The sequence below is a fragment of the Streptomyces roseofulvus genome (genome assembly GCF_039534915.1).
GTDB lineage: Bacteria > Actinomycetota > Actinomycetes > Streptomycetales > Streptomycetaceae > Streptomyces > Streptomyces roseofulvus.
Map to the genome: position 1 here is coordinate 7,574,354 of NZ_BAAAWE010000001.1, position 18,732 is coordinate 7,593,085.

18 protein-coding genes are annotated in these 18,732 nt (G+C 75.8%); 7 read left to right on the top strand and 11 right to left on the bottom strand.

What is annotated here, in order from left to right; all coding sequences use genetic code 11:
- Nucleotides 1–58: 58 nt before the first annotated feature.
- Nucleotides 59–613, top strand: coding sequence for a hypothetical protein (locus tag ABFY03_RS34865; RefSeq protein ID WP_319012211.1), 555 nt, complete (start codon nt 59–61; stop codon nt 611–613).
- Between the two features lie 13 nt (nt 614–626).
- Here the strand turns inward: ABFY03_RS34865 and ABFY03_RS34870 are convergent, their stop codons facing one another.
- Complete coding sequence (locus ABFY03_RS34870; RefSeq protein ID WP_386723804.1) at nt 627–1,847, bottom strand: nitric oxide synthase oxygenase; 1,221 nt, start codon at nt 1,845–1,847, stop codon at nt 627–629.
- A 96-nt stretch (nt 1,848–1,943) separates the two neighbouring features.
- Complete coding sequence (locus tag ABFY03_RS34875; protein ID WP_346171859.1) at nt 1,944–2,342, bottom strand: hypothetical protein; 399 nt, start codon at nt 2,340–2,342, stop codon at nt 1,944–1,946.
- 70 nt (nt 2,343–2,412) lie between these two features.
- Between ABFY03_RS34875 and ABFY03_RS34880 the strand changes: the two genes are divergently transcribed.
- Nucleotides 2,413–4,353: a hypothetical protein gene (locus tag ABFY03_RS34880; protein WP_346171860.1), complete on the top strand. Its 1,941-nt coding sequence runs from the start codon at nt 2,413–2,415 to the stop codon at nt 4,351–4,353.
- Nucleotides 4,354–4,377: 24 nt separating this feature from the next.
- Here the strand turns inward: ABFY03_RS34880 and ABFY03_RS34885 are convergent, their stop codons facing one another.
- Complete coding sequence (locus ABFY03_RS34885; RefSeq protein ID WP_346171861.1) at nt 4,378–4,647, bottom strand: hypothetical protein; 270 nt, start codon at nt 4,645–4,647, stop codon at nt 4,378–4,380.
- A 194-nt stretch (nt 4,648–4,841) separates the two neighbouring features.
- Nucleotides 4,842–6,644 (bottom strand): ATP-binding SpoIIE family protein phosphatase, encoded by a 1,803-nt coding sequence (locus ABFY03_RS34890; protein ID WP_346171862.1) that lies wholly within the window; start codon nt 6,642–6,644, stop codon nt 4,842–4,844.
- A gap of 221 nt (nt 6,645–6,865) precedes the next feature.
- Here ABFY03_RS34890 and ABFY03_RS34895 point away from each other — a divergent pair, with 221 nt between their 5' ends.
- Nucleotides 6,866–7,690 (top strand): polysaccharide deacetylase family protein, encoded by an 825-nt coding sequence (locus ABFY03_RS34895; RefSeq protein ID WP_346171863.1) that lies wholly within the window; start codon nt 6,866–6,868, stop codon nt 7,688–7,690.
- A 21-nt stretch (nt 7,691–7,711) separates the two neighbouring features.
- Here the strand turns inward: ABFY03_RS34895 and ABFY03_RS34900 are convergent, their stop codons facing one another.
- Both ABFY03_RS34900 and gadC read right to left on the bottom strand, forming a co-directional pair.
- Complete coding sequence (locus ABFY03_RS34900; RefSeq protein WP_319012217.1) at nt 7,712–8,152, bottom strand: hypothetical protein; 441 nt, start codon at nt 8,150–8,152, stop codon at nt 7,712–7,714.
- Nucleotides 8,149–9,615 (bottom strand): glutamate/gamma-aminobutyrate antiporter GadC, encoded by a 1,467-nt coding sequence (gene gadC / locus ABFY03_RS34905; RefSeq protein ID WP_319012218.1) that lies wholly within the window; start codon nt 9,613–9,615, stop codon nt 8,149–8,151. Before gadC ends, ABFY03_RS34900 begins: the two co-directional genes overlap by 4 nt.
- 186 nt (nt 9,616–9,801) lie before the next feature.
- Here gadC and ABFY03_RS34910 point away from each other — a divergent pair, with 186 nt between their 5' ends.
- Together ABFY03_RS34910 and ABFY03_RS34915 are read left to right on the top strand one after the other, a co-directional pair.
- Complete coding sequence (locus tag ABFY03_RS34910) at nt 9,802–11,091, top strand: threonine/serine exporter family protein (RefSeq protein ID WP_319012219.1); 1,290 nt, start codon at nt 9,802–9,804, stop codon at nt 11,089–11,091.
- A gap of 41 nt (nt 11,092–11,132) precedes the next feature.
- A complete protein-coding gene (locus ABFY03_RS34915) occupies nt 11,133–11,819 on the top strand; it encodes an adenosylcobinamide amidohydrolase (RefSeq protein ID WP_319012220.1) in 687 nt (228 codons plus the stop codon).
- Here the strand turns inward: ABFY03_RS34915 and ABFY03_RS34920 are convergent.
- The 5 genes from ABFY03_RS34920 to ABFY03_RS34940 all read right to left on the bottom strand — a co-directional run bounded on the left by ABFY03_RS34920 (nt 11,812) and on the right by ABFY03_RS34940 (nt 15,721).
- Entirely contained in the window at nt 11,812–12,723 is a 912-nt protein-coding gene (locus ABFY03_RS34920; RefSeq protein WP_319012221.1) for an adenosine kinase, read from the bottom strand. The two genes, ABFY03_RS34915 and ABFY03_RS34920, sit on opposite strands and share 8 nt — an antisense overlap.
- A 104-nt stretch (nt 12,724–12,827) precedes the next feature.
- Nucleotides 12,828–13,424 (bottom strand): GTP-binding protein, encoded by a 597-nt coding sequence (locus ABFY03_RS34925; RefSeq protein WP_319012222.1) that lies wholly within the window; start codon nt 13,422–13,424, stop codon nt 12,828–12,830.
- Nucleotides 13,405–13,764 (bottom strand): DUF742 domain-containing protein, encoded by a 360-nt coding sequence (locus ABFY03_RS34930; RefSeq protein ID WP_319012223.1) that lies wholly within the window; start codon nt 13,762–13,764, stop codon nt 13,405–13,407. The genes ABFY03_RS34925 and ABFY03_RS34930 overlap by 20 nt, the downstream gene beginning before the upstream one ends.
- Nucleotides 13,761–14,162: a roadblock/LC7 domain-containing protein gene (locus tag ABFY03_RS34935; RefSeq protein WP_031012374.1), complete on the bottom strand. Its 402-nt coding sequence runs from the start codon at nt 14,160–14,162 to the stop codon at nt 13,761–13,763. Before ABFY03_RS34935 ends, ABFY03_RS34930 begins: the two co-directional genes overlap by 4 nt.
- Nucleotides 14,159–15,721, bottom strand: coding sequence for a sensor histidine kinase (locus tag ABFY03_RS34940; RefSeq protein WP_346171864.1), 1,563 nt, complete (start codon nt 15,719–15,721; stop codon nt 14,159–14,161). The genes ABFY03_RS34935 and ABFY03_RS34940 overlap by 4 nt, the downstream gene beginning before the upstream one ends.
- A 185-nt stretch (nt 15,722–15,906) precedes the next feature.
- Between ABFY03_RS34940 and ABFY03_RS34945 the strand changes: the two genes are divergently transcribed.
- Together ABFY03_RS34945 and ABFY03_RS34950 are read left to right on the top strand one after the other, a co-directional pair.
- A complete protein-coding gene (locus tag ABFY03_RS34945) occupies nt 15,907–16,722 on the top strand; it encodes an SDR family NAD(P)-dependent oxidoreductase (protein WP_319012225.1) in 816 nt (271 codons plus the stop codon).
- Nucleotides 16,723–16,845: 123 nt separating this feature from the next.
- On the top strand, nt 16,846–18,702 hold the full coding sequence (locus tag ABFY03_RS34950; RefSeq protein ID WP_346171865.1) for a CASTOR/POLLUX-related putative ion channel: 1,857 nt from the start codon (nt 16,846–16,848) through the stop codon (nt 18,700–18,702).
- Nucleotides 18,703–18,732 lie beyond the last annotated feature (30 nt).

Sequence of the window (18,732 nt, forward strand, 5' to 3'; positions counted from 1 at the left end):
CGAACGCCTCCTCTCCCGAACGGACTTGTGCGCGTTGAGCATGCCACTCGGATCCCGTGTGCCAGGCAGGACCTGGACGATTCGCCTCACCGGCCACCACGACCACTCGGCGCGGGTCAGCTGCACCACCGCGGGCTGCCGCATGCCGGACCGCTCCAAGGACGTGCGCGCGCTGCGCGCGTTCGCCGCCGAGCACGTGCGGGCCCACGCCCGGCTGGCGACCCCGCGCCCGAACGCCTCGTGCGCGTGCGGGGGAGCCGGCTGCCGCCATCACCAGGCCCGGGCCCTGTGCTCCGGCCGGACCCTCCTCGTCCTCATCCACAACCCGGCCGTCGGCGAGGTCTGGACGCTCGCCGAGATCTGCGAGGCGTGCGCCCCGCTGATCACCCACGCCCGGATCGTGGCGCGGGCGGCGAGTCCGGCCGAGTCCCGCAGACCGGAGCGGGTGCCGGAGCCGCGGACCGCGACCCCGGCCGCCTCCGGCCCGGCCGTCCCGGTGCTGTTCTCCTCGCCGGAGGCCGCCGGCGGCGCCACCGACCCCGGCGGCCCCCGCCAGGGCCGCCGCCCCCGCCGGGGCGGCCGGGGCGACCGCGCGGGCGGCGGACGGTACTGACCCCGGCCCCGGTCTACCCCTGCCGGGGGACGAACGCCGGACGCAGGGACGGGTCGACCGGGTCGTAGTAGCGGTGGAAGACCGGCGTGGCCGCGCCCGACAGCGGCGGGACGATCCAGCTCCAGTCGGCCGGGGTCGCCCGGCCGTGCCGCCGCTCCCGCGCGATGTGCTTCAGGAACCGCTCGGACTCGGTGTGGTGGTCCGCCATCGTCACCCCCGCCTCCTGGAAGGAGTGCAGCACCGCCACGTTCAGCTCCACCAGCGCCCGGTCCCGCCACAGCGTCCGCTCCGACGAGCGGTCCAGGCCCAGCTTCTCCGCGACCACCGGCAGCAGGTCGTAGCGGTCCGCGTCGGCCAGGTTCCGGGCGCCTATCTCGGTGCCCATGTACCAGCCGTTGAACGGCGCCGCCGGATACCGCACCCCGCCGATCTCCAGGACCATGTCGCTGATGGCCGGCACCGCGTACCAGCGCAGCCCGAGGCCGGCGAACCAGGCGTGCTCGGGATGGCGCAGCGGCACCTCCCGCACGGCGCCGTCCGGCAGTTCGTACCACTCCGGGCGGGCGCCGGGCCGCTCCCGCACCATCAGCGGCAGCACCTGGAAGGGCTCCTCCTCCCGCTTCCAGCCCAGCTCACGGGCGAGCGCCGTGATCGCCGCCGTGCGCGGATCGCCGATCCAGCGGCCGGAAGCGGTGCGGTGGCCCGCGTACCGGACCAGCTGGTCGTTGACGATCCGGGGGGCCGGGCGGCCGGGCCGGTCCGGGGCGAAGACGGTGAGGACCGGGCGGATCCGCCCGCCGTTCTCCGCCGCCCGCAGGTGCTCGGCGCAGGCGGCCGCGATCCCGTCCGCGGACGACACCCCGCGCAGGTCCCGCACGACGAGGCTGCTCCAGTAGAGCCGTCCGATGCAGCGGGCCGCGTTGCGCCAGGCCACCCGGGCGCCGAAGGCCAGCTCCTCGGGCGTGTGCTCGTAGGTGCCGGTACGGGCGATCTCCGCCCGCACCTGGCGGACCCGGGCGTCCGCGTCCCCGGCGCCCGGGGACTCGTCGTGGAACTGCCGGACGAACTCCTCCGCCTGCCGCCGGTCCACCCGCTCCGGCTCGCGCGGAACGGCCGCCGGCGGCACGACGGCGGGGGCCGCTGCGGCGGCCGAGTAGGGGCATGCGGCGCCGGCGGGGGCGGCCGCGCGGCGACGGATCAGACTGAAGACCAAGGTGTTTCCTCCCTGGCCCATGACTACCGTACGGATTCGTCCGACTGTGGAGAGTGTTCGAACTTCGCCAGGGAGGGCGGTCCGTCCTGGTAAGGTGCCCGGCCCCCGGCAGCCGCCTCAGACGGCGGTCAGCACGTCCTCGCGTACCCGCTCCAGGACCAGCCCGCCGTCGAGCCGGACCCGCGCCGTGACGACCGGCCGGCGGTCGCGGTACGCCGTCCACGCCGGCTCAAGGGCGCGCACCCGCTCCTCCGCCCGCTCCCGGCTCGCCGGCGGCATCTGGGCACCGAACGCGTCGAGCAGCGACACGAGACGCTCGTACTCCGCCGCCTCCGGATCCGGCCGGGCCTCCTCCGGCGCGTCGACCCGCTCGACGACCCCCTCCGCACCCGCCCCGATCAGCAGACCCCCGGCCACCGCCGCCGGCTCCTCGGCCGGGTCGCCGGCCACGGTGACCGTCCCGGCCACCCTCAGATCGGCCGCGAGGCGCACCCGCAGGCCCTGTGTGAGCGTCATCCGGCCTTCTTAGCACGGGGCGCCGCGACGCCGGGAGTGACGGCCCACCGGGCCCGCTCGTTCTCCACACGTGCAACAACTCCGTACCCTTCGCGCCCGCCCGGCCGCCGGCATATCCGGCCCGCGTCCCTCCCGGGACGCGGCCGAGGCCGCGCTCGTCGAGCACTATCCCGCCCTGGTGCGCCTCGCCCACCTCGTCCTGCCGCCCTCGCTCGGCCGCCAGCGGCGCGTCCTCACCGCCCACGCCACCGTCCAGCGAGCCCTGCCCCGCGGCCGGCCGGACCGGTCCGCCGCCCCCGTGCCCCATCCGCGGACGCCACGCGACGAGGCCCGGGCCTGGCTGCGGGCCCGCGTCGTCGCCCGCGCCCTCGCCGCCCGGCCGCTCCGGCCCGCGGCGCTCGCCCTGCCCCGGGTCACCGGACTGCGGCTCTTCCCCCGCTCCGGCGGCGGAGACGAGCTCGCCCTCGACCGCGCCCTCTCCGCCGTCACCCCGGAGACCCGAGCCGCCCTCGCGCTCACCGTCCTCGAAGGACTCACCCCGGAGCAGACCGCGGCCCTGCTGTCCGCGGCCGGCGCACGGGACCCCGGACGGGCCCTCGCCGGGGCGGAGGAGCTGCGCGCCGGAGTCTCCGGCGACCTCGCCGCCCTGCTGCGCGGCCCCGAGTTCGACCCCTGCACGGTCCACCTGCGCCCCACCGACCTGCTGCGCCGCCGGCGCCGAGGCCGGGCCGGGATCCTCGCGGCGGCCCTTCTCCTCGTCGCCGTCCCCGTCGCAGCCGACGCCCTCCGCGCGGAAGCGCCCCCGCCCGCCCCGGCACCGGCCGCGCCCTCCGCCGACCCGGCGGAGCTCCGGCGGGCCGATCCCGACCGCTGGGCCGACACCTCCCGAGTGGACTTCACCGCCTGGCCCGCCCGGGGCGCCCGGACCGGCGACACCGCGCTGCTCGGCCGCGCCCTCGACGCCTGGACCGGGGGAGACGCCGTCACGCGCACCACCCCAGGGACGGCCGGCGGACCCCCGTCCGCGCCTCCCGCGCTGCTGTACGCGGGCGATGTCGACGGTGACCCGGTCGTGCTGCTCCACGACGGCCTCCGGCTCGCCCGCTACACCGAGCCGTCCACCGGCCGGCCCGTGCTCACCCTGGCCCGCGCGGACGACGCCGACGTCACCACCGCGGCCTCGGTCGCCCTCTCCCGCACCGGCGCCGGCACCCGCTTCCTCCTCGCTCCCTGGATCGCCGAGGCGGGCGCGCGGGACCTGCGCGCGCCGGCGGCCCCCGCCCGGGCGCTGCCCGTGGCGCGGGACGGGGTCACCGCGCCCGTCCCCCTGCCCGCCCCCGGGCCCGGCGCGGCGGCCGACTGCGCCGCGACCACCGTGCTCCAGCTGCGCTCGTCCGCCCGGATCGTCGAGGACCACGCCTTCCTCGTCGCCGACCTCGGCGGCCTCGGCCCCGCCCACCTCACCTGGACGCCGCTTCCCGCTCCCGGGATCCCCTCCCGGCAGCCCCGCGAGGCCGCGGGGCCAGCGGGGCTGGCGGCCTGGGCGCGTACCGGCTGCCTCCTCGACGGGCTCCGGGACTCCGGCGTCCGCTCCGTCAACCGCTGGGAGTTCGCCGCACAGGAGCTGCCCGAGCGGGCGGGCCGGGCGCTGTGGGCGTGCGTCCGCGCCGAGACCTGGGAGGGCACCGGCCGGGCCGACGTCCTCCTGGAGACACCGGTCCGTCCCCCGGGGCCCGCCCGGCCCCTCGCCTCCGTGCCCGACACGGCCGCCTGCGGGCGCTTCGGGCAGCACGTCCTCGCGGGAGGACCCTGGACGGCGCCGTCGGGCACGCGCTACCTGCTCGCGGCGGGCAGCCGGCACGTCGTCGGGATCACCGCGGGCGGTGCCGTCCGCGCCCACGCGCGGGGCGCGGTCCTCGCCGTCCGCTCCGCCGCGGAGGGCGTGGTCGTCCTCGACGGGCGGCTCGCCGACGGAGGCGTACTGCGCGGCTGGACACCCCCCTCCCGCTGAGCGGCGCCCCCCGGGGCGGCCCGCTCAGGACCGGAGGGAGCCGGCCAGCGGCGGCGACGGGATGCGGCGGAGGGGCGCCGCCGGCCCGTCGCGGACCACCAGCACGGCGGCGGTGACGGCCGTCGCCGCCATGGCGAGGGTGCCGATCGCGGCCGTGCCGCGCGCGGACCAGGTGGCGGCCGCGAGCGCCGGGGCGGCGATCAGGAAACGGTCGAAGCGCTCGACCGGTGGGGTGAGGACGTCGGCGAGGGTGGCGAGGACGATCACCAGGAACGGCAGCGCCCGCCCGAGCACGTAGCGGAACTCCCGCGGCGCGCGGGGCCCAGCCGCGGGGACGCGGTCGGATCCGCAGGCATGGCTCTCCTTCCTCGGGCCCCGCCCGGAGGCGGATCGCGGCGGCCTTCGTAGGGACAGCCTGCCGGGCCGTGGCGGCCGTCCGGCAGGGCCGTACGTCACCCCCGGCCGGGACGTCCGACCCGGCGGGCGGATCACGAGGGGAGGTGCTGCTCGGCCCAGACGACCTTGCCGCCGGAGGTGCGGCAGGAGCCCCAGCGGCGGCACAGCATGTTCACGAGCTGGAGACCGCGGCCCCCCTCGTCGCTGAGGTCGGCGTGCTGGATCTGCGGCAGGTCGGGGCCGGTGTCCGACACCTCGACGACCAGCCGCTCCCCGCGCAGCAGCCGCAGCTCGCCCGGCCCGTTCCCGTACCGCAGGGCGTTGCCGACCAGCTCGGAGACGACCAGCTCGCACACGTCGGCGAGGTCGTCCAGGCCCCACTCGGCGAGCTGCCGGGTGACGAGCCGCCGGGCCTCGGAGGCGGCCCTGCCGTCGCCGGAGAGCGGCCACACCCGCAGCCCGGTCTCCGCGCCGAGCCGCACGGACCGCGCGGTCAGCAGCACCGCCTCGTCGAACCGGCCCGGCCCCGCCGGGGCCGCCGCGATCAGCCCGCCGCCCTCCAGCGCGGACGGCGGCAGCCCGAGCGCGGCCGCCCGCAGCCGTGCGAGCTGCTCCTCCAGGTCGGCGCCCCGCGCCTTCACCAGCCCGTCCGTGAACAGCACGAGCGCGCCGTCGTCCGGCACGGTGACCGTGACCGGGTCGTACGGGATCACCCCGGCGCCCAGCGGCGCCCCGGCCGGCAGCCCGACGAACGAGGCCCCGCCGCGCCCGTCGAGCAGCAGCGGCGGCAGGTGTCCCGCGCCGGCCAGCGTGCAGGAGGAGTCCGCGGGGTCGTAGACCGCGCAGAGGAAGGTGGCGACCTGGTCGTCCTCCAGATCGCGGGTGGCGAGGTCCAGCCGGGCGAGGACCCGCTCGGGCGCCATGTCGAGGGTCATCAGGGTGCGGGCGACGGCCCGGAGCCGGCCCATCGTGGCGGCGGCGGGAAGTCCCTGGCCCATGACGTCGCCCGCCATCAGCGCCGTACGGCCGCCGGGCAGCGACATGACGTCGTACCAGTCGCCGCCCACCGTGTGGCGGGCCGCCGAGGGGGCGTACTCGCCGTGCACCCGCAGTCCCGGGGTGACCGGCGTCGCCCGGGGCAGCAGGGTGCGCTGGAGCGAGACGACGTGCTCGCGCTCCCGGCCGTACAGCCGGGCGTTGTCGATGAAGACGGCCGCGCGCGAGGCCAGCTGCTCGGCGAGGACCAGGTCGGTGGGGGAGAAGGGCGGACTGCCCGGACCGCGGACGAAGTCGGCGCTGCCGAGCAGCAGCCCGCGGGCGATCAGCGGCACCGCCAGATAGCTGTGCACGCCCAGCGCGCGCATCTTCTCCGCCCCGCTCGCGGTGGGGGCCACGCGGGCGAAGTCCTCCTCACGCATCCTGGCCACCAGGACGGGCTCGCCGCGCCGCAGACAGTACCGGTGCAGCAGCGTCTCGTGCCGCGTCTGGTCGCGCACATAGGTCTCGCCGACCGGCACGGCCTCCAGGGTGCTCATGGTGTCGACGGCGGAGAGCGCGACCGCCCGCATCGGCGGGACGCCGCTGCCGGTCCAGCGGGAGCCCTCCTCACCGTGCAGGACGCTCTCCAGGATGTCCACCGCGGCGCCGTCGGCGAAGCCGGGGACGGTGAACTCGGCCAGCTCCCGGGCGGTGCTCTCCAGGTCCAGCGTGGTGCCGATACGGGTGGTCGCGGCGTTGAGCCAAGCGAGCCGTTCCTCGGTGTCCGGGGCGTCGAGCGGAATCGCCCCGTCGGCGCGGCGGCGCCGGGCACGCAGCGCCGCGGACCGGTACACCGCCGAGGTGCGCACGGGCGAGACCCTGCCGGTCAGGCGTCGTCCGTCGCTGCCGCCGCTCACTCTTCCGGCCTCCATGGGGGATCTCGACCAGGTGTGGTGCACAGTCTGCACCGGAAGACCGTCCGGCGCACCATCCGAACAGCAGCGGAATCGCAACCGAACGGTACCTCTGTCACATCCGCCGAACGGGTGAAACCTGTTCGGGGGATGTTTCGTCCTCTCCCCCGGGACCGCGTCGAAGGACGCGGGGTCGCAACGGGAACGCGAGGATCGGAGGGCGCATGCGCCGGATGGGCAAGTACACCGCGCACGTGGCCGTGTTGGCGTCGGCGGTCGGCATCAGCCTGGCCGCCTGGGGGGCGACGGCGCTGGTGGGCGACGACGGCGAGAACGCCGCCGCCCCGGGCGGCGGGGCCGCGGCCCGGCCGGGTGTGCCGGCCCAGCGGAACGCGGAGCCGGGCCGGCCGGCGAAGCCCGCGGTCCGGGTCCCGGAGGGCATCGCGCACGCGGCCGAAGCGGGCGGACGGGCCGTCAACATCACCATCGACGACGGTCCCGACCCCCGGTGGACGCCGCAGGTGCTCGACATCCTGAAGGAGAACGACGTCAAGGCCGTCTTCTGCATGATCGGCCCGCAGGCGCAGCAGTACCCCGACCTGGTGAAGCGCGTGGTGGCCGAGGGGCACCGGCTGTGCGACCACACGATGACCCACGACACGACGATGGACCGCAAGCCCGTCGCGTACCAGAAGCGGCAGATCCTCGACGCGCGGAAGCTGATCGAGGAGGCCGCCGGCGGGGTGGAGGTGCAGTACTACCGGGCCCCGGGCGGGGCGTTCACCCCGGACAGCCGGAAGATAGCCGCGGCCGCCGGGATGCGGCCGCTGGGATGGAACGTGGACACCAAGGACTTCGAACGGCCCGGCGCCGCCGCCATCGTGGCGACCGTCAAGAACGAGCTGCCCAACGGGCCGACCATCCTCTTCCACGACGGCGGCGGCGACCGTTCGCAGAGCGTGACGGCGCTGCGCGAGGTGCTGCCCTGGCTGAAGGAGCAGGGCCACACCTTCAGCTTCCCGGTCCGCACGGCCCCGGACACCCCCTGACCTGCGGGGCCGCACGGTCCGTCAGCGCTTGACGGTGTCGTCGGTCTTGAGGTCCTCGACGGCCTCGTCGAACTCGTCGACCTCGTCGGGGCAGTAGACCTGGAGGACGATCCGCTCGACGTCGACCGCCTTGGAGTCGGCGATCACCGGGCGGTTGCCGGGGCCGGGGGCGCCGGTGGTGAGCTGCTGGAGCCGGTACAGCGCCTTCTTCAGGGCGTTGCCGGGGTTCTCGCAGACCGGGCCGCCGTCGGTGCCGAGCAGGCGCTCGGCGGTCTCCAGGTCGGGGGCGGGATACCCGGCCTTCACCAGCTGCTCGCTGAGCTGCTGCGCCTTCTGGGACGTCTCCTGGGTCCGCTTGAAGCTGCCGTAGCGGACGATGCCGGTGATCAGCAGGCCGACCAGGATCACGATCGCGCCCCAGTAGATCCACTTGTGCTCGGAGGCGAAGCGGGTCGGGCTCATGCGGCGTCTCCCTCGTTCGGGGCGGCGGCCTCGGCCGTGCGCCAGCTGGGCTTGCGCAGCTTCAGGAACGTCCAGGGGATGAGCAGTCCGAGGATCACCAGACCGCCGCCGACGATGGCGACGTACGACAGCACGCTGCCGCTGCCGAACTGCGAGGGCGGGACGAAGCCGATGAACAGGGCCGCGAGCGAGGCCAGCAGCCCGACCGAGCAGATCAGACCGAGGGCGGGCGCCCGGTAGCCGCGCGGGTGGTCCGGCTGGAGCTTCCGCAGCCGCATCGCCGCGACGAACATCAGCAGGTAGACGATGAGGTAGACCTGCGTGGTGATGGTCGAGAAGATCCAGTACACGCTGGAGACGTTCGGGATCAGCGCGTACCCGAGGGCGATGACCGAGGTGACGACGCCCTGGGTGACGAGGATGTTCTGCTGGATGCCGAACTTGTTGAGCTTCTGCAGGAACGGCGGCAGATAGCCCTCGCTGCGGGAGATCTCCAGGAGGCCCTTGGACGGGCCGGCCAGCCAGGTCAGCATGCCGCCGAGCGAGGCGGAGATCAGCATGACGGCCGCGATCGGTGTCATCCACCCGACGTGGAAGTACGAGAAGAAGGCGTCGAACGCCTGCATCACGCCGGCCGTGAGGCTCAGCTGGTCCGCCGGGACGACCCAGCTGATCGCCAGCGCCGGCAGGATGAAGATCAGCAGCACCAGGCCCATCGCCAGGAACATCGACTTCGGGTACTCCTTCGCCGGGTCCTTCAGCGAGGAGACGTGCACCGCGTTCATCTCCATGCCCGAGTACGACAGGAAGTTGTTGACGATCAGGACGAGGCTCGCGAGACCGGTCCACTGCGGCAGCAGATGGCTCGCGTCCATCGGCGCCGCCGACGGGTTGCCCTGGCCGAGGAAGACCATGCCGAGCACGACGAGGATGGTGCCGGGCACCAGCGTGCCGATGATCAGGCCCCAGGACGACAGCCCGGCGAGGGCCTTGGTGCCGCGCGAGGAGACCCAGACGCCGGTCCAGTACAGGACCATGATGACGATCGCGGTGTAGACGCCGTTCGACGCGAGCGAGGGATCGATCACGAAGGCGATCGTCGAGGCCACGAAGGCCAGCAGGCTCGGATAGTAGAAGATCGTCATCGCGAACTGGCACCACACGGCGAGGAAGCCCAGCGGCTTCGACAGCCCCTCCGCCACCCACCGGTACACACCGCCCGACCAGCCGGAGGCCAGCTCGGCGGAGACCAGGGCCGTCGGCAGCAGGAACACGATGGCGGGCACCAGATAGAGGAAGACGCAGGCCAGGCCGTAGACGGCCATCGTCGGCGCGGCGCGCAGGCTCGCCACCGAGGCGGTCGTCATCAGGGCCAGCGTCACCCAGGTGATCGTGGGCGGAGCGACCGGCCGTGCCTCCACGCGGGGTTTCGGCAGATCGGCCGGGACGTCCATCGATGCCATGGGCCCTCCTCAGGTGGAACCGACGTGATCCGCACCAGGCTGCGCGACGGGGGAGGGGGCCGCAGGGCGGGACGGCCGTTCGGGTGACGGAGGGCCGGGAGAGGCGGGGGCGAGCGGCGCCGGATGCCGGGCGCGGCCCGGTGGGGGATGCTGATCGTTCGTCACCCTGGACCCGAGGAGGCGGTCGTGGCGCGACCCGAGGGGGAACCGGCGGAGGCGGAGACCGCGGAGGACCGCGCCGAGGCGGTCACCGGCTTCCTGGTACGGCTCACCGGACTGCTGCTGCGCACCTCGGGCGAGGGCGCCGAGCTGATCGCGCGCGAGGTCGCGGCGGCCGGACGCGCCCTCGGTGCCGAGGTGTCCGTGCTGCTCGTCATGGACGCCGTCACCCTGACCGTCGCCGTCCCGGGCGGCCGGGCGCGGACCGTGATCGTGCACGCCGCCCCCGAGGTGGCCCGGCTGGACCGGATCGCGGCGCTCAAGCCGCTGGTGGCAGACGTGTGCGCCGGGCGGGCCGGAGCGGCGGAGGCGAGCGCCCGGCTGGACCGGATCGAGGCGTCCCCGGCCCCCTACCCGTGGTGGCTGAAGCTGCTCGGGATCGTGCTCTTCTCGCTGGGCTTCGCCCCGCTGATGCAGCCCACCTGGTACGAGCTCGGCACCACGGCCGTCCTCGCGACGCTCGCCGCGGGCCTCGCGGTGGCGTCCGACCGGGTGCCGCGGCTCGCCCGGGTGCTGCCGCTGGTCGCCTCGGTGAGCGTCTCCGTCGTCACGGTCGGGCTGTTCGCCGGCGACCCGGCGCACGGCGGCCCGGTCCTGCTGATGCTGCCCGCGCTGTTCTTCTTCGTGCCCGGCGACTACCTGAGCGCCGCCGCCGCCGAACTCGGCGCCGGGCTCGTCTCCACCGGCGCGATCCGGCTGGTGTACGCGGCCTTCCTGCTGGTCCAGCTGTGCGTCGGGGTGCTGCTCGGGGTGTACGTCACCGGCACCCCCACCGAGGCGCTCTTCGACACGGCGGCCGAGGCCGACCTGCCGCGCTGGGCGCTCTTCGCCTCGTGGACGGTCTTCACCGCCGGGACCCTGCTCGCCTTCGCGATCCCCCGCCGCTTCTTCTGGCCCCTGCTGGCGCTCGTCTACCTGACGGTCGGGGTGCAGTCCGCGGCCACCGTGCTGATCGGGGAGACCGGCGGCACCTTCGTCGCGGCGGCGGTGCTCGCGGCAGCGGCGACCCTGCTGTCCCGGGGCCCGGAGCGGCCGCCCCGGCTGCTCCTCGTGCTGCCCGGCTTCTTCACGCTCACCGTCGGCTCGCTCGGCATGCGGGGTCTGACCACGCTGGTCGGCGGGCACGTCGTGGACGGCTTCACGGACCTGCTGGAGCTCGTCCTCGTCGTCACCGCCATCGCGGTGGGCCTGGTCCTCGGCGCCACCCTCGTGCCGGAACGGGGTCCGGCCTCCGGTCGGCCTCGGACCGGCCCGTAGGATCACCCGGACGTACGGGCGAGAGCGAGGAGCACGCAGCAGTGACCGCCGTGGTGGAACCGACCCCGCCGGTCCTGCCGGCCCCTCCGGAGCTGTGGGAGCGGGACGAGGACGGCCAGGTGCTCGGGGCGTTGGTCTGGCGGCACGGTCCCGGCTGGCGGGCCGTCAGCAGCGCGGTGCTCGGCGGCGGGATCGGCGAGCGGACCTGGGTGATGAACGTCCAGGTCGCCCACGGCTACACCCGCACCGACCCCGAGGCGCACCTCGCGGGGCTCGCCCGGCGGGCCGGCCTCCACGGCTCCGGGGTGGGCCTGATGACCGCCGCCGAGGTCGCCCGCAGCGGAGCCGCCCGCGACGGCGGCGTCGACGCGGTGGCCACCGCCGGGATCGAGGTCCGGGGCTGGGCGGCGGCACCGGGCCCGGACGTGCCGGGACCCCAGGCCCCCGGCACCATCAACATCGTCGTCACCGTGCCCGCGCCGCTCACCGACGCCGCGCTCGTCAACGCCGTGGCGACCGCCACCGAGGCCAAGACGCAGGCGCTCCTCGACGCGGGCCACGACTGCTCGGGCACCCCGACGGACGCTGTCTGCGTCCTTGCCCTCCGTCCCCTGCCCGGCGGTCCCGCCGAGCCCTTCGCCGGCCCGCGCTCGCTGTGGGGCGCCCGCCTGGCGCGGGCCGTCCACGCGGCGGTCGGCGCCGCGCTGCCCGCGCCCGGTGTCAGCTGAGCGCGGCGACCTCGGCGAGCAGCGCCTCCCGGCCGATGGCGTCGCTGCCGGTGGCGGGCACCGTACAGGCGAAGGCGCCGGCCACCGCCCCGTACAGGGCGCAGCGCTCCGGGGGCTCGCCGGTCAGCCGGCCGAAGAGGAAACCGGCCGCGTAGGCGTCGCCCGCGCCGTTGGAGTCCACGACCGCTCCGCGCGGCGCGACCGCCGGGACGTGCAGCGGGTCCCGGCGGTCGCGGGTGAGCAGGTAGGAGCCCTCCGCGCCGGCGGTGGCGACCGCCACCTCCGCCCGGCCGCGCTCCAGCACCCGGCGCAGGGTCGCCACCGGGTCCGGCAGGGCCGTGGCCGACACGAAGACGACGTCGGAGCCGTACGCGAACGGCTCGTGGTACGGGTTCTCGCCGTCCCAGTTGTGCAGGTCCGTCGAGACGGTGAGGCCCGCCTCGTGGAGCAGCGGCAGGGCGTGGGCGCACGGGGGCGTGATCGAGACGTGCGCGTGCCGGGAGGCGGCGGCGAGCTTGCGCACCAGGTCCTCGGGCAGCCGGTCCGACTCCCGGGAGCGGCTGTCGTCGTAGAGCGAGAGCCGACGGCCGTCCGGCCCCACGAGGTTGACGGCCCGCTTGGTGCCGCCGGGCTGCGGGACCTCGGTGAACCCGATGCCGCGGTCGCGGTGGAGGGCGCGCACCAAGTCGCCGAAGGCGTCGTCTCCGATCATGTCGACGTGGTGGGTGCGCAGCCCCAGCGCGGTCGTCCCGAGCGCCACGAAGTCCCCGGTCTGGCCGGCGCGCGCCTCGATGCCGGGGCGGATCATGTAGCTGTCGGCGTACGGCAGCGGGAGCTCGGGGACGTACACGATCGTGTCGACGCCTGACCCTCCGAGGACGAGGACGTCGTAGTCGCTGTTCATCGCTTCTCCTCACACGGGCACCACGGCGTGGACGTGTCAGGAGTCAACCAGCCCCGCGCGCAGACCGGCAAGATCTTGCGCGGGATTTCAGCAAAGTCTTGCGGTCATCGCCCGGCGGCGGCCACCACCTGCTGCAGGTGCTCGACGAGCGTGATGAGGACCTGCTTGCTGGACTCCCGGGACCGGGCGTCGCAGAAGACCAGCGGCACCTCGTCGGGAAGGTCGAGTGCGTCGCGGATCTCGGCGGCCGTGTGCGCGGGCCCGCCGAAGTCGTTGCAGGCGACCACGAACGGGGTGCCGTGGTGCTCCAGCCGGTCGACCGCGTACCAGGAGTCCGCGATCCGGCGGGTGTCGACGAGGACCACCGCGCCGAGCGTCCCGGAGAACAGCCGGTCCCACAGGAACCAGAACCGCTCCTGGCCGGGCGCGCCGAACAGGTACAGCACGTTGCGCGCGTCGAGCGAGATGCGGCCGAAGTCGAAGGCGACCGTGGTGGCCGTCTTGGCGGCCACGCCGCCGGTGTCGTCGATGCCCTCGCCGGCCTGCGACATCGTCTCCTCGGTGTTCAGCGGACGGATCTCGCTGACCGAGCGGACCAGGGTGGTCTTGCCGACCCCGAAGCCCCCGACGACGACGATCTTCAGTCCGTTGTCGGCGGTGCTGCTCAGGGTCTGGCGCTGCTCAGAGATTGCGGAGTCCAACGAGCACCTGCTCCAGGATGTCGTGATCGGGAAGGCGGTACGAGGAGGTGGGGCGCGGGTGCCGGGCGCTGATCCGGCCGGTGTCGTGCAGGTCGGCCAGGAGGATCCTGGTGATCGACACGGGCAGCCCGAGCCCGGCGGCGACCTCCACCACGGCGGTGGGGAAGCGGCACATGCGCAGGATGGCGGCGTGCTCGGACTGCATGCCGGGCACCGGATCGCTCTCGGCCACGACGAGCGTCACCACGTCGAAGGCGGTGGACCCGGTGCGGCTGCGGCCGCCGGTCAGCGTGTAGAGGCGGTCGGGGGAGTCGTCGCGACCCGGCCTGAGGCGGCTCATCCCCGCGGCCTCGCGACGAGGTGCTCGCCGAGCTGTTCGACCAGCTCCGTCATGTTGTGCCCGACGAGCCCGGCGTCGGCGTCCTCGTCGGCGACGAGCGCGAGGTGGGCGCCCTCCCCGGCCTCGACGATGAAGAGGATGCCGCCGTAGAACTCGGCCATCGCGGAGCGGACCCCGCCGGTGCCGTCGCCGAACTCCACGGACGCCCCGTGCGACAGGCTCTGGATGCCGGCGGCGATGGCGGCGAGCTGGTCGGCCTGGTCGACGGAGAGCCCGGAGGTGCGGCAGAGCTTGAGGCCGTCCCGGGAGAGCACCAGCGCGTGCCGGGTGCCCGGGGTCCGTTCCAGCAGGCCCTCCAGGAGCCAGCTGAGCTTGTCGTCGGTGGTCGTGCCGGTCATCGCGGATTGCCTTCCGAATGGGGGTCGTTCGAGGACGGCGTGGTCGGTTCCGCCCCGGAGGAGGAGGGGGTGGCGGGGGTCTCGGCGGGCTTGCCGTCGGTGCCGCGCAGGGCGCTCTGGAAGCCGCCGAAGCGGGCGCGCGCCGCCTCGCCGGTGCGGGGCGTGGCCTTGCGGGCCGGTTCGGCGGCCGCGCGGCCGCTGCTCTCCTGCTGCGCGGCGAGGGTCCGGCCGCGCCGCCGGCGCGGCAGCGGGATGCCGGGTGTCGTGCCCTCCGCCGGCGGCTCGGCCGCCGACTCGTGGGTGGTCTCCGGCTCGGCCGCCGGTACGGGGCGGGGCGCGGCGGTCCGGGCGGGCAGCGGGCGCGGGGCGGCGGCCTGCGCGGGGGCGGGGGCGGCCTGCGCCGGGGCGGGCGCGGCGGCGGCCTCGGTGCCGCGGGTGACGAGCTCCTGGGGGATCATCATGACGACGCCGGTGCCGCCGCGCGCGGAGGGCCGGAAGGAGACGGACAGGTTGTGCTTGCGGGCCAGCCGGCCGACGACGTGCAGCCCGAGGCGGGTGCCGGAAAGGCCGGCCAGGTCCTGGGCGGCCGCGTCGACGGCGGCCTCGGCGCGCCGCAGCTGAACGTCGCTCATGGTCAGTCCGCTGTCCTCGACGGTGATGACGACGCCGGCCGGGACCTCCTCCACGTAGACGTGGACCTCCGCGCTGGGCGGGGAGAAGTTGGCGGCGTTGTCGAGGAGTTCGGCCAGCGCGTGCATGACGCCCTCGGCGGCGTGGCCGGCGACGGCCGCCTCGCAGGTGGAGTGCAGCCGGACCCGCTGGTAGCCGGAGATGCGGCCCATGGCGCCGCGCAGGATCGACTCCATGACGATGGGCCGGGGCCAGCGGCGGCCGGAGCGGGCGCCGGTGAGGACGGCGACGGAGTCGGCGAGCCGGCCCGCCTGGGCGGTGCGGTGGTCGAGGTGGAGGAGGTCGGCGAGGACGTCCTCGTCGGCGTGCCGGTGCTCCATCTCGCGCAGGTCGGCCATCATGCTCGTCGCCAGGGCCTGCATCCGGCCGGCCGCGTTGGCGGCGGCGGCGAGGGCGGCGGAGCGGGCGGACTCGGCGCGGCGCAGCCGCTGTTCCAGTCCGGCGACGGCGGCAGCGTGGCCGGCGGCGAGCCGCTCGGCCTCGGCCCGCTGGGCGCGGACCAGTTCGTCGGCGCGGGCCGCGTGCGCGGCGGCCTCGGCGGCGGACTGGGCCTCGTGGCGCTCCTTCAGGGCCGCGGTCTCGCGCTCGAAGGCAGCCTGGCGCTGCGCGGCGTAGGTGTCCTGGGAGGCGACCTGGGCGGCGAGCCGTTCGGCCCGCCGGGCGAGGCCGCGCGCGGTGCGCGCGTACCAGGTGACGGCGAAGGCGGCGGCCGCGAGAAGCAGCACTCCGCAGACCGCGAACCAGGCGAGCGGGGCGCGGACCTCGGCCGGCGCGGCGCTCGTCGCGGCGCCGACGAGGGCACCGCCCGCGGCGACGGTCAGCACGGAGGCGATCAGGGCAGGGCGGAACGGGGTGGGCGACGCCGACATCTACCGGACTCTCGTGAGGCAGGCACAGGGAGGTTCGGAACGACCGCACTATAGAGGCGTTCTTGATCGGTCTGGAACTCACTCTGATCGGATCGGTATCCGGAGTGATACAAAACCTTCCAAATGGTGGCACCGGTTCCGGCCATGACGGCGCGATGGCCCAACACCGCGCACCCCGGGGCAGAATGACGGACCGTACGGTACGTCCCCGACCGGAAGGCACACCGGTGAAGCTGCCCGGCACAGGCAGGCGCGTCCTCGTCAGCGGCGCCTCGCGAGGGCTCGGCCGGGCGGTCGCCCGCGCGTTCGCGGCCAACGGCGACCGGGTCGCCGTCCACTACGGCACCCGCGCCGAGGAGGCCCGGGCCACCCTCGCCTCCCTCGACGGCACCGGACACGTCCTGGTCGCCGGCGACCTCGCGGACCCCGCCGGAGCGGCGGCGGTCGTCGACCGGGCCGTCGAGGCGTTCGGCGAGGAGGGCGTCGACGTCCTCGTCAACAACGCCGCCGTGAACCTCCCGCACCCCCTGGCGGAGACCCCCTACGACGAGTGGGCGGCGCTCTGGCAGCGGCACGTCGCCGTGAACCTGCTCGCCACCGCCCACCTCAGCCACCTCGTGGCCCGCCGCATGATCGACCGGGGCACGGGCGGACGGATCGTCAACATCGGCTCCCGGGGCGCCTTCCGCGGCGAGCCGGACCACCCCGCCTACGGCGCCACCAAGGCCGCCGTCCACGCGCTCGGCCAGTCCCTCGCCGTCTCCCTCGCCCCGTACGGCATCGGCGTCGCCTCGGTCGCCCCCGGCTTCTTCGCCACCGAGCGGGTGGCGCCCCGCCTGGAGGGTCCCGAGGGCGAGGCGATCCGCGCGCAGAGCCCCTTCGGCCGCGTCGCGGACGCCGACGAGATCGCGGCGGCGGTCCTCTGGCTCGCCTCCCCGGCCGCCGAATGGGCGTCCGGCACCATCCTCGACCTCAACGGCGCCTCGCACCTCCGCAGTTGACACCGCCGCCGCGGCGCGCGCCGGGTGAACGAATCGAACGCGTGCCTCCCGTGCGCCTGCCCGAAAGGATGAACGCCGGGCGTCGACGGCGTTTCGCGCCGGGGCCCCCGCCACCCTGCTGACGTGCGTAAGGAGCGCGAGTCCACGGTCCCGTCCCAGCGAGCGCCCCGCCGGACCCGGCCCGGCCCGGCACCGGCCGTCCGGGCGGCCGGACCGCCCGCCCCCGGCCAAGCCGCGCCGCCCGGGACGCGGGCCCGGGCGCGGTACTGGGTCGACCGCACCGTGGTGCGCGGGGTCACGGCCCTCGTCGCCTGGCTGGCCCTGGCTTCCCTGGTCCTGGTCGCCCCCGCCAGCGCCCTCCTGGTGTGGACCGACAACAAGGCTCCCGACACCCTCCAGGGCAAGGCCGCCACCGTCTGGCGGACGGTCGGCCAGACCCTCCGGCTCGGCGGCGAGGTCGGCCCGCCGCTGCGGATCGCCCTCACGGTCTTCCTGGCCCTCGTCTCCCTGCTGTACGTCTCCTTCCTCGTCGGGATCGTCACGACGGCCCTGACCGACCGGCTCGCCGAGCTGGAACGCGGCCAGACCACGGTCGTCGAGCGCGGCCATACCCTGGTCCTCGGCTGGTCCGAGCAGGCCCCCACGGTCGTCGCGGAACTCCTCGCCGCCCACGCCCAGCGGGGGCGCGGCGCCGTGGTGGTCCTCGCCGACCGCGACAAGGCGGAGACGGAACGGGAGTCGCGCGACGCGCTGCCCTCGCGGACGCGGGTGCGACTGGTGTGCCGCCGGGGCCGCCCCGCCGACCCGGCCGCGCTGGCCCGGGTGACCCCGGCCGCCGCGGGGGCGGTGGTCGTCCTCCCGTCGGACGCCCCCGGCGCCGACGCCCACGTCGTCAGGACGCTCCTCGCGCTCCGGGCGACGGTGGGGGAGGGCTGCCCGGTGCCGGTCGTGGCGGCCGTCCGGGACGGTGCCCACCTCGCGGCCGCCCGCCTCGCCGCGGGGCCCGGCGCGACCGTCCTGGACGTCGACGACCTCGCGGCCCGGCTGCTCGTCCAGTGCGCCCTGGAGCCCGGCCTCGCGCTCGTCCTGGAGGACCTGCTCGACTTCGCCGGCGCGGAACTCCACGTCCTCCGGCCGCCCGGCCTCCCCGGCCGCCGCTACGGCGAACTGGCCGCCGCCTGTCCGGACGCCTGTGCGGTCGGGATCGTCCGGGCGGACGGCACCCCGCACCTCGCCCCGGCCCCCCGGACCGTGCTGGCCCCCGGCGACGGCCTCCTCGTCCTGGCCGAGGACCACCGGGCGACCGTCCTGCCCGCCGCGCCCGCCGTCCCCGCGGCCGCCTGGCCCGTCCGGTCCCCGGCGCCGGCCGCCGTGCGCCGGATCCTCCTCCTGGGCTGGAACCGCCGGGGCGAGCGCGTGACCGAGGGCCTGGCGGCGGGCGGGGCGGCGGCGGTGCGGGACGACGAGGGGCGGCCGACGGCGCCGGAGACGTACGACCGGGTGGTCGTCCTCGCCGGTCCGGACGACGACGGACACCCCGACACCCCCACCCTCGTCACCCTGCTCCACCTCAGGGCGCGGGAACGGGAGACGGGCCGGGCGGTGCCCACCGTGGCCGAGCTGACCGACGCCCGCAACCGCCCCCTCGCCCCCGCCGGACCCCGCACCGACCTCGTGGTCACCGGCCGGCTGGCCGCCCTCCTCATGGCCCAGGTCTCCCAGAACCCGCACCTCGCGGCCGTCTTCGACACCCTGCTCGCCCCCACCGGCCACGGCGTCCGCCTCCGCCCCGCCACCGACTTCGTCCCGCCCGGCACCGAAGCGCCCTTCGCCGCCCTCGTCACGGCCGCCGCCCGGCACGGCGCCGCCGCCCTCGGCTACCGCCCCCGCGCCGCCCGCCGCCCCCGCCTCAACCCCCCGAAGGCCGAGACCAGACGCTGGAGCGAGGGCGACGTCCTGATCGTGGTCGGACCGGCCTGAACCCGGACCGCCCCGACCCTGCCAAGTTGC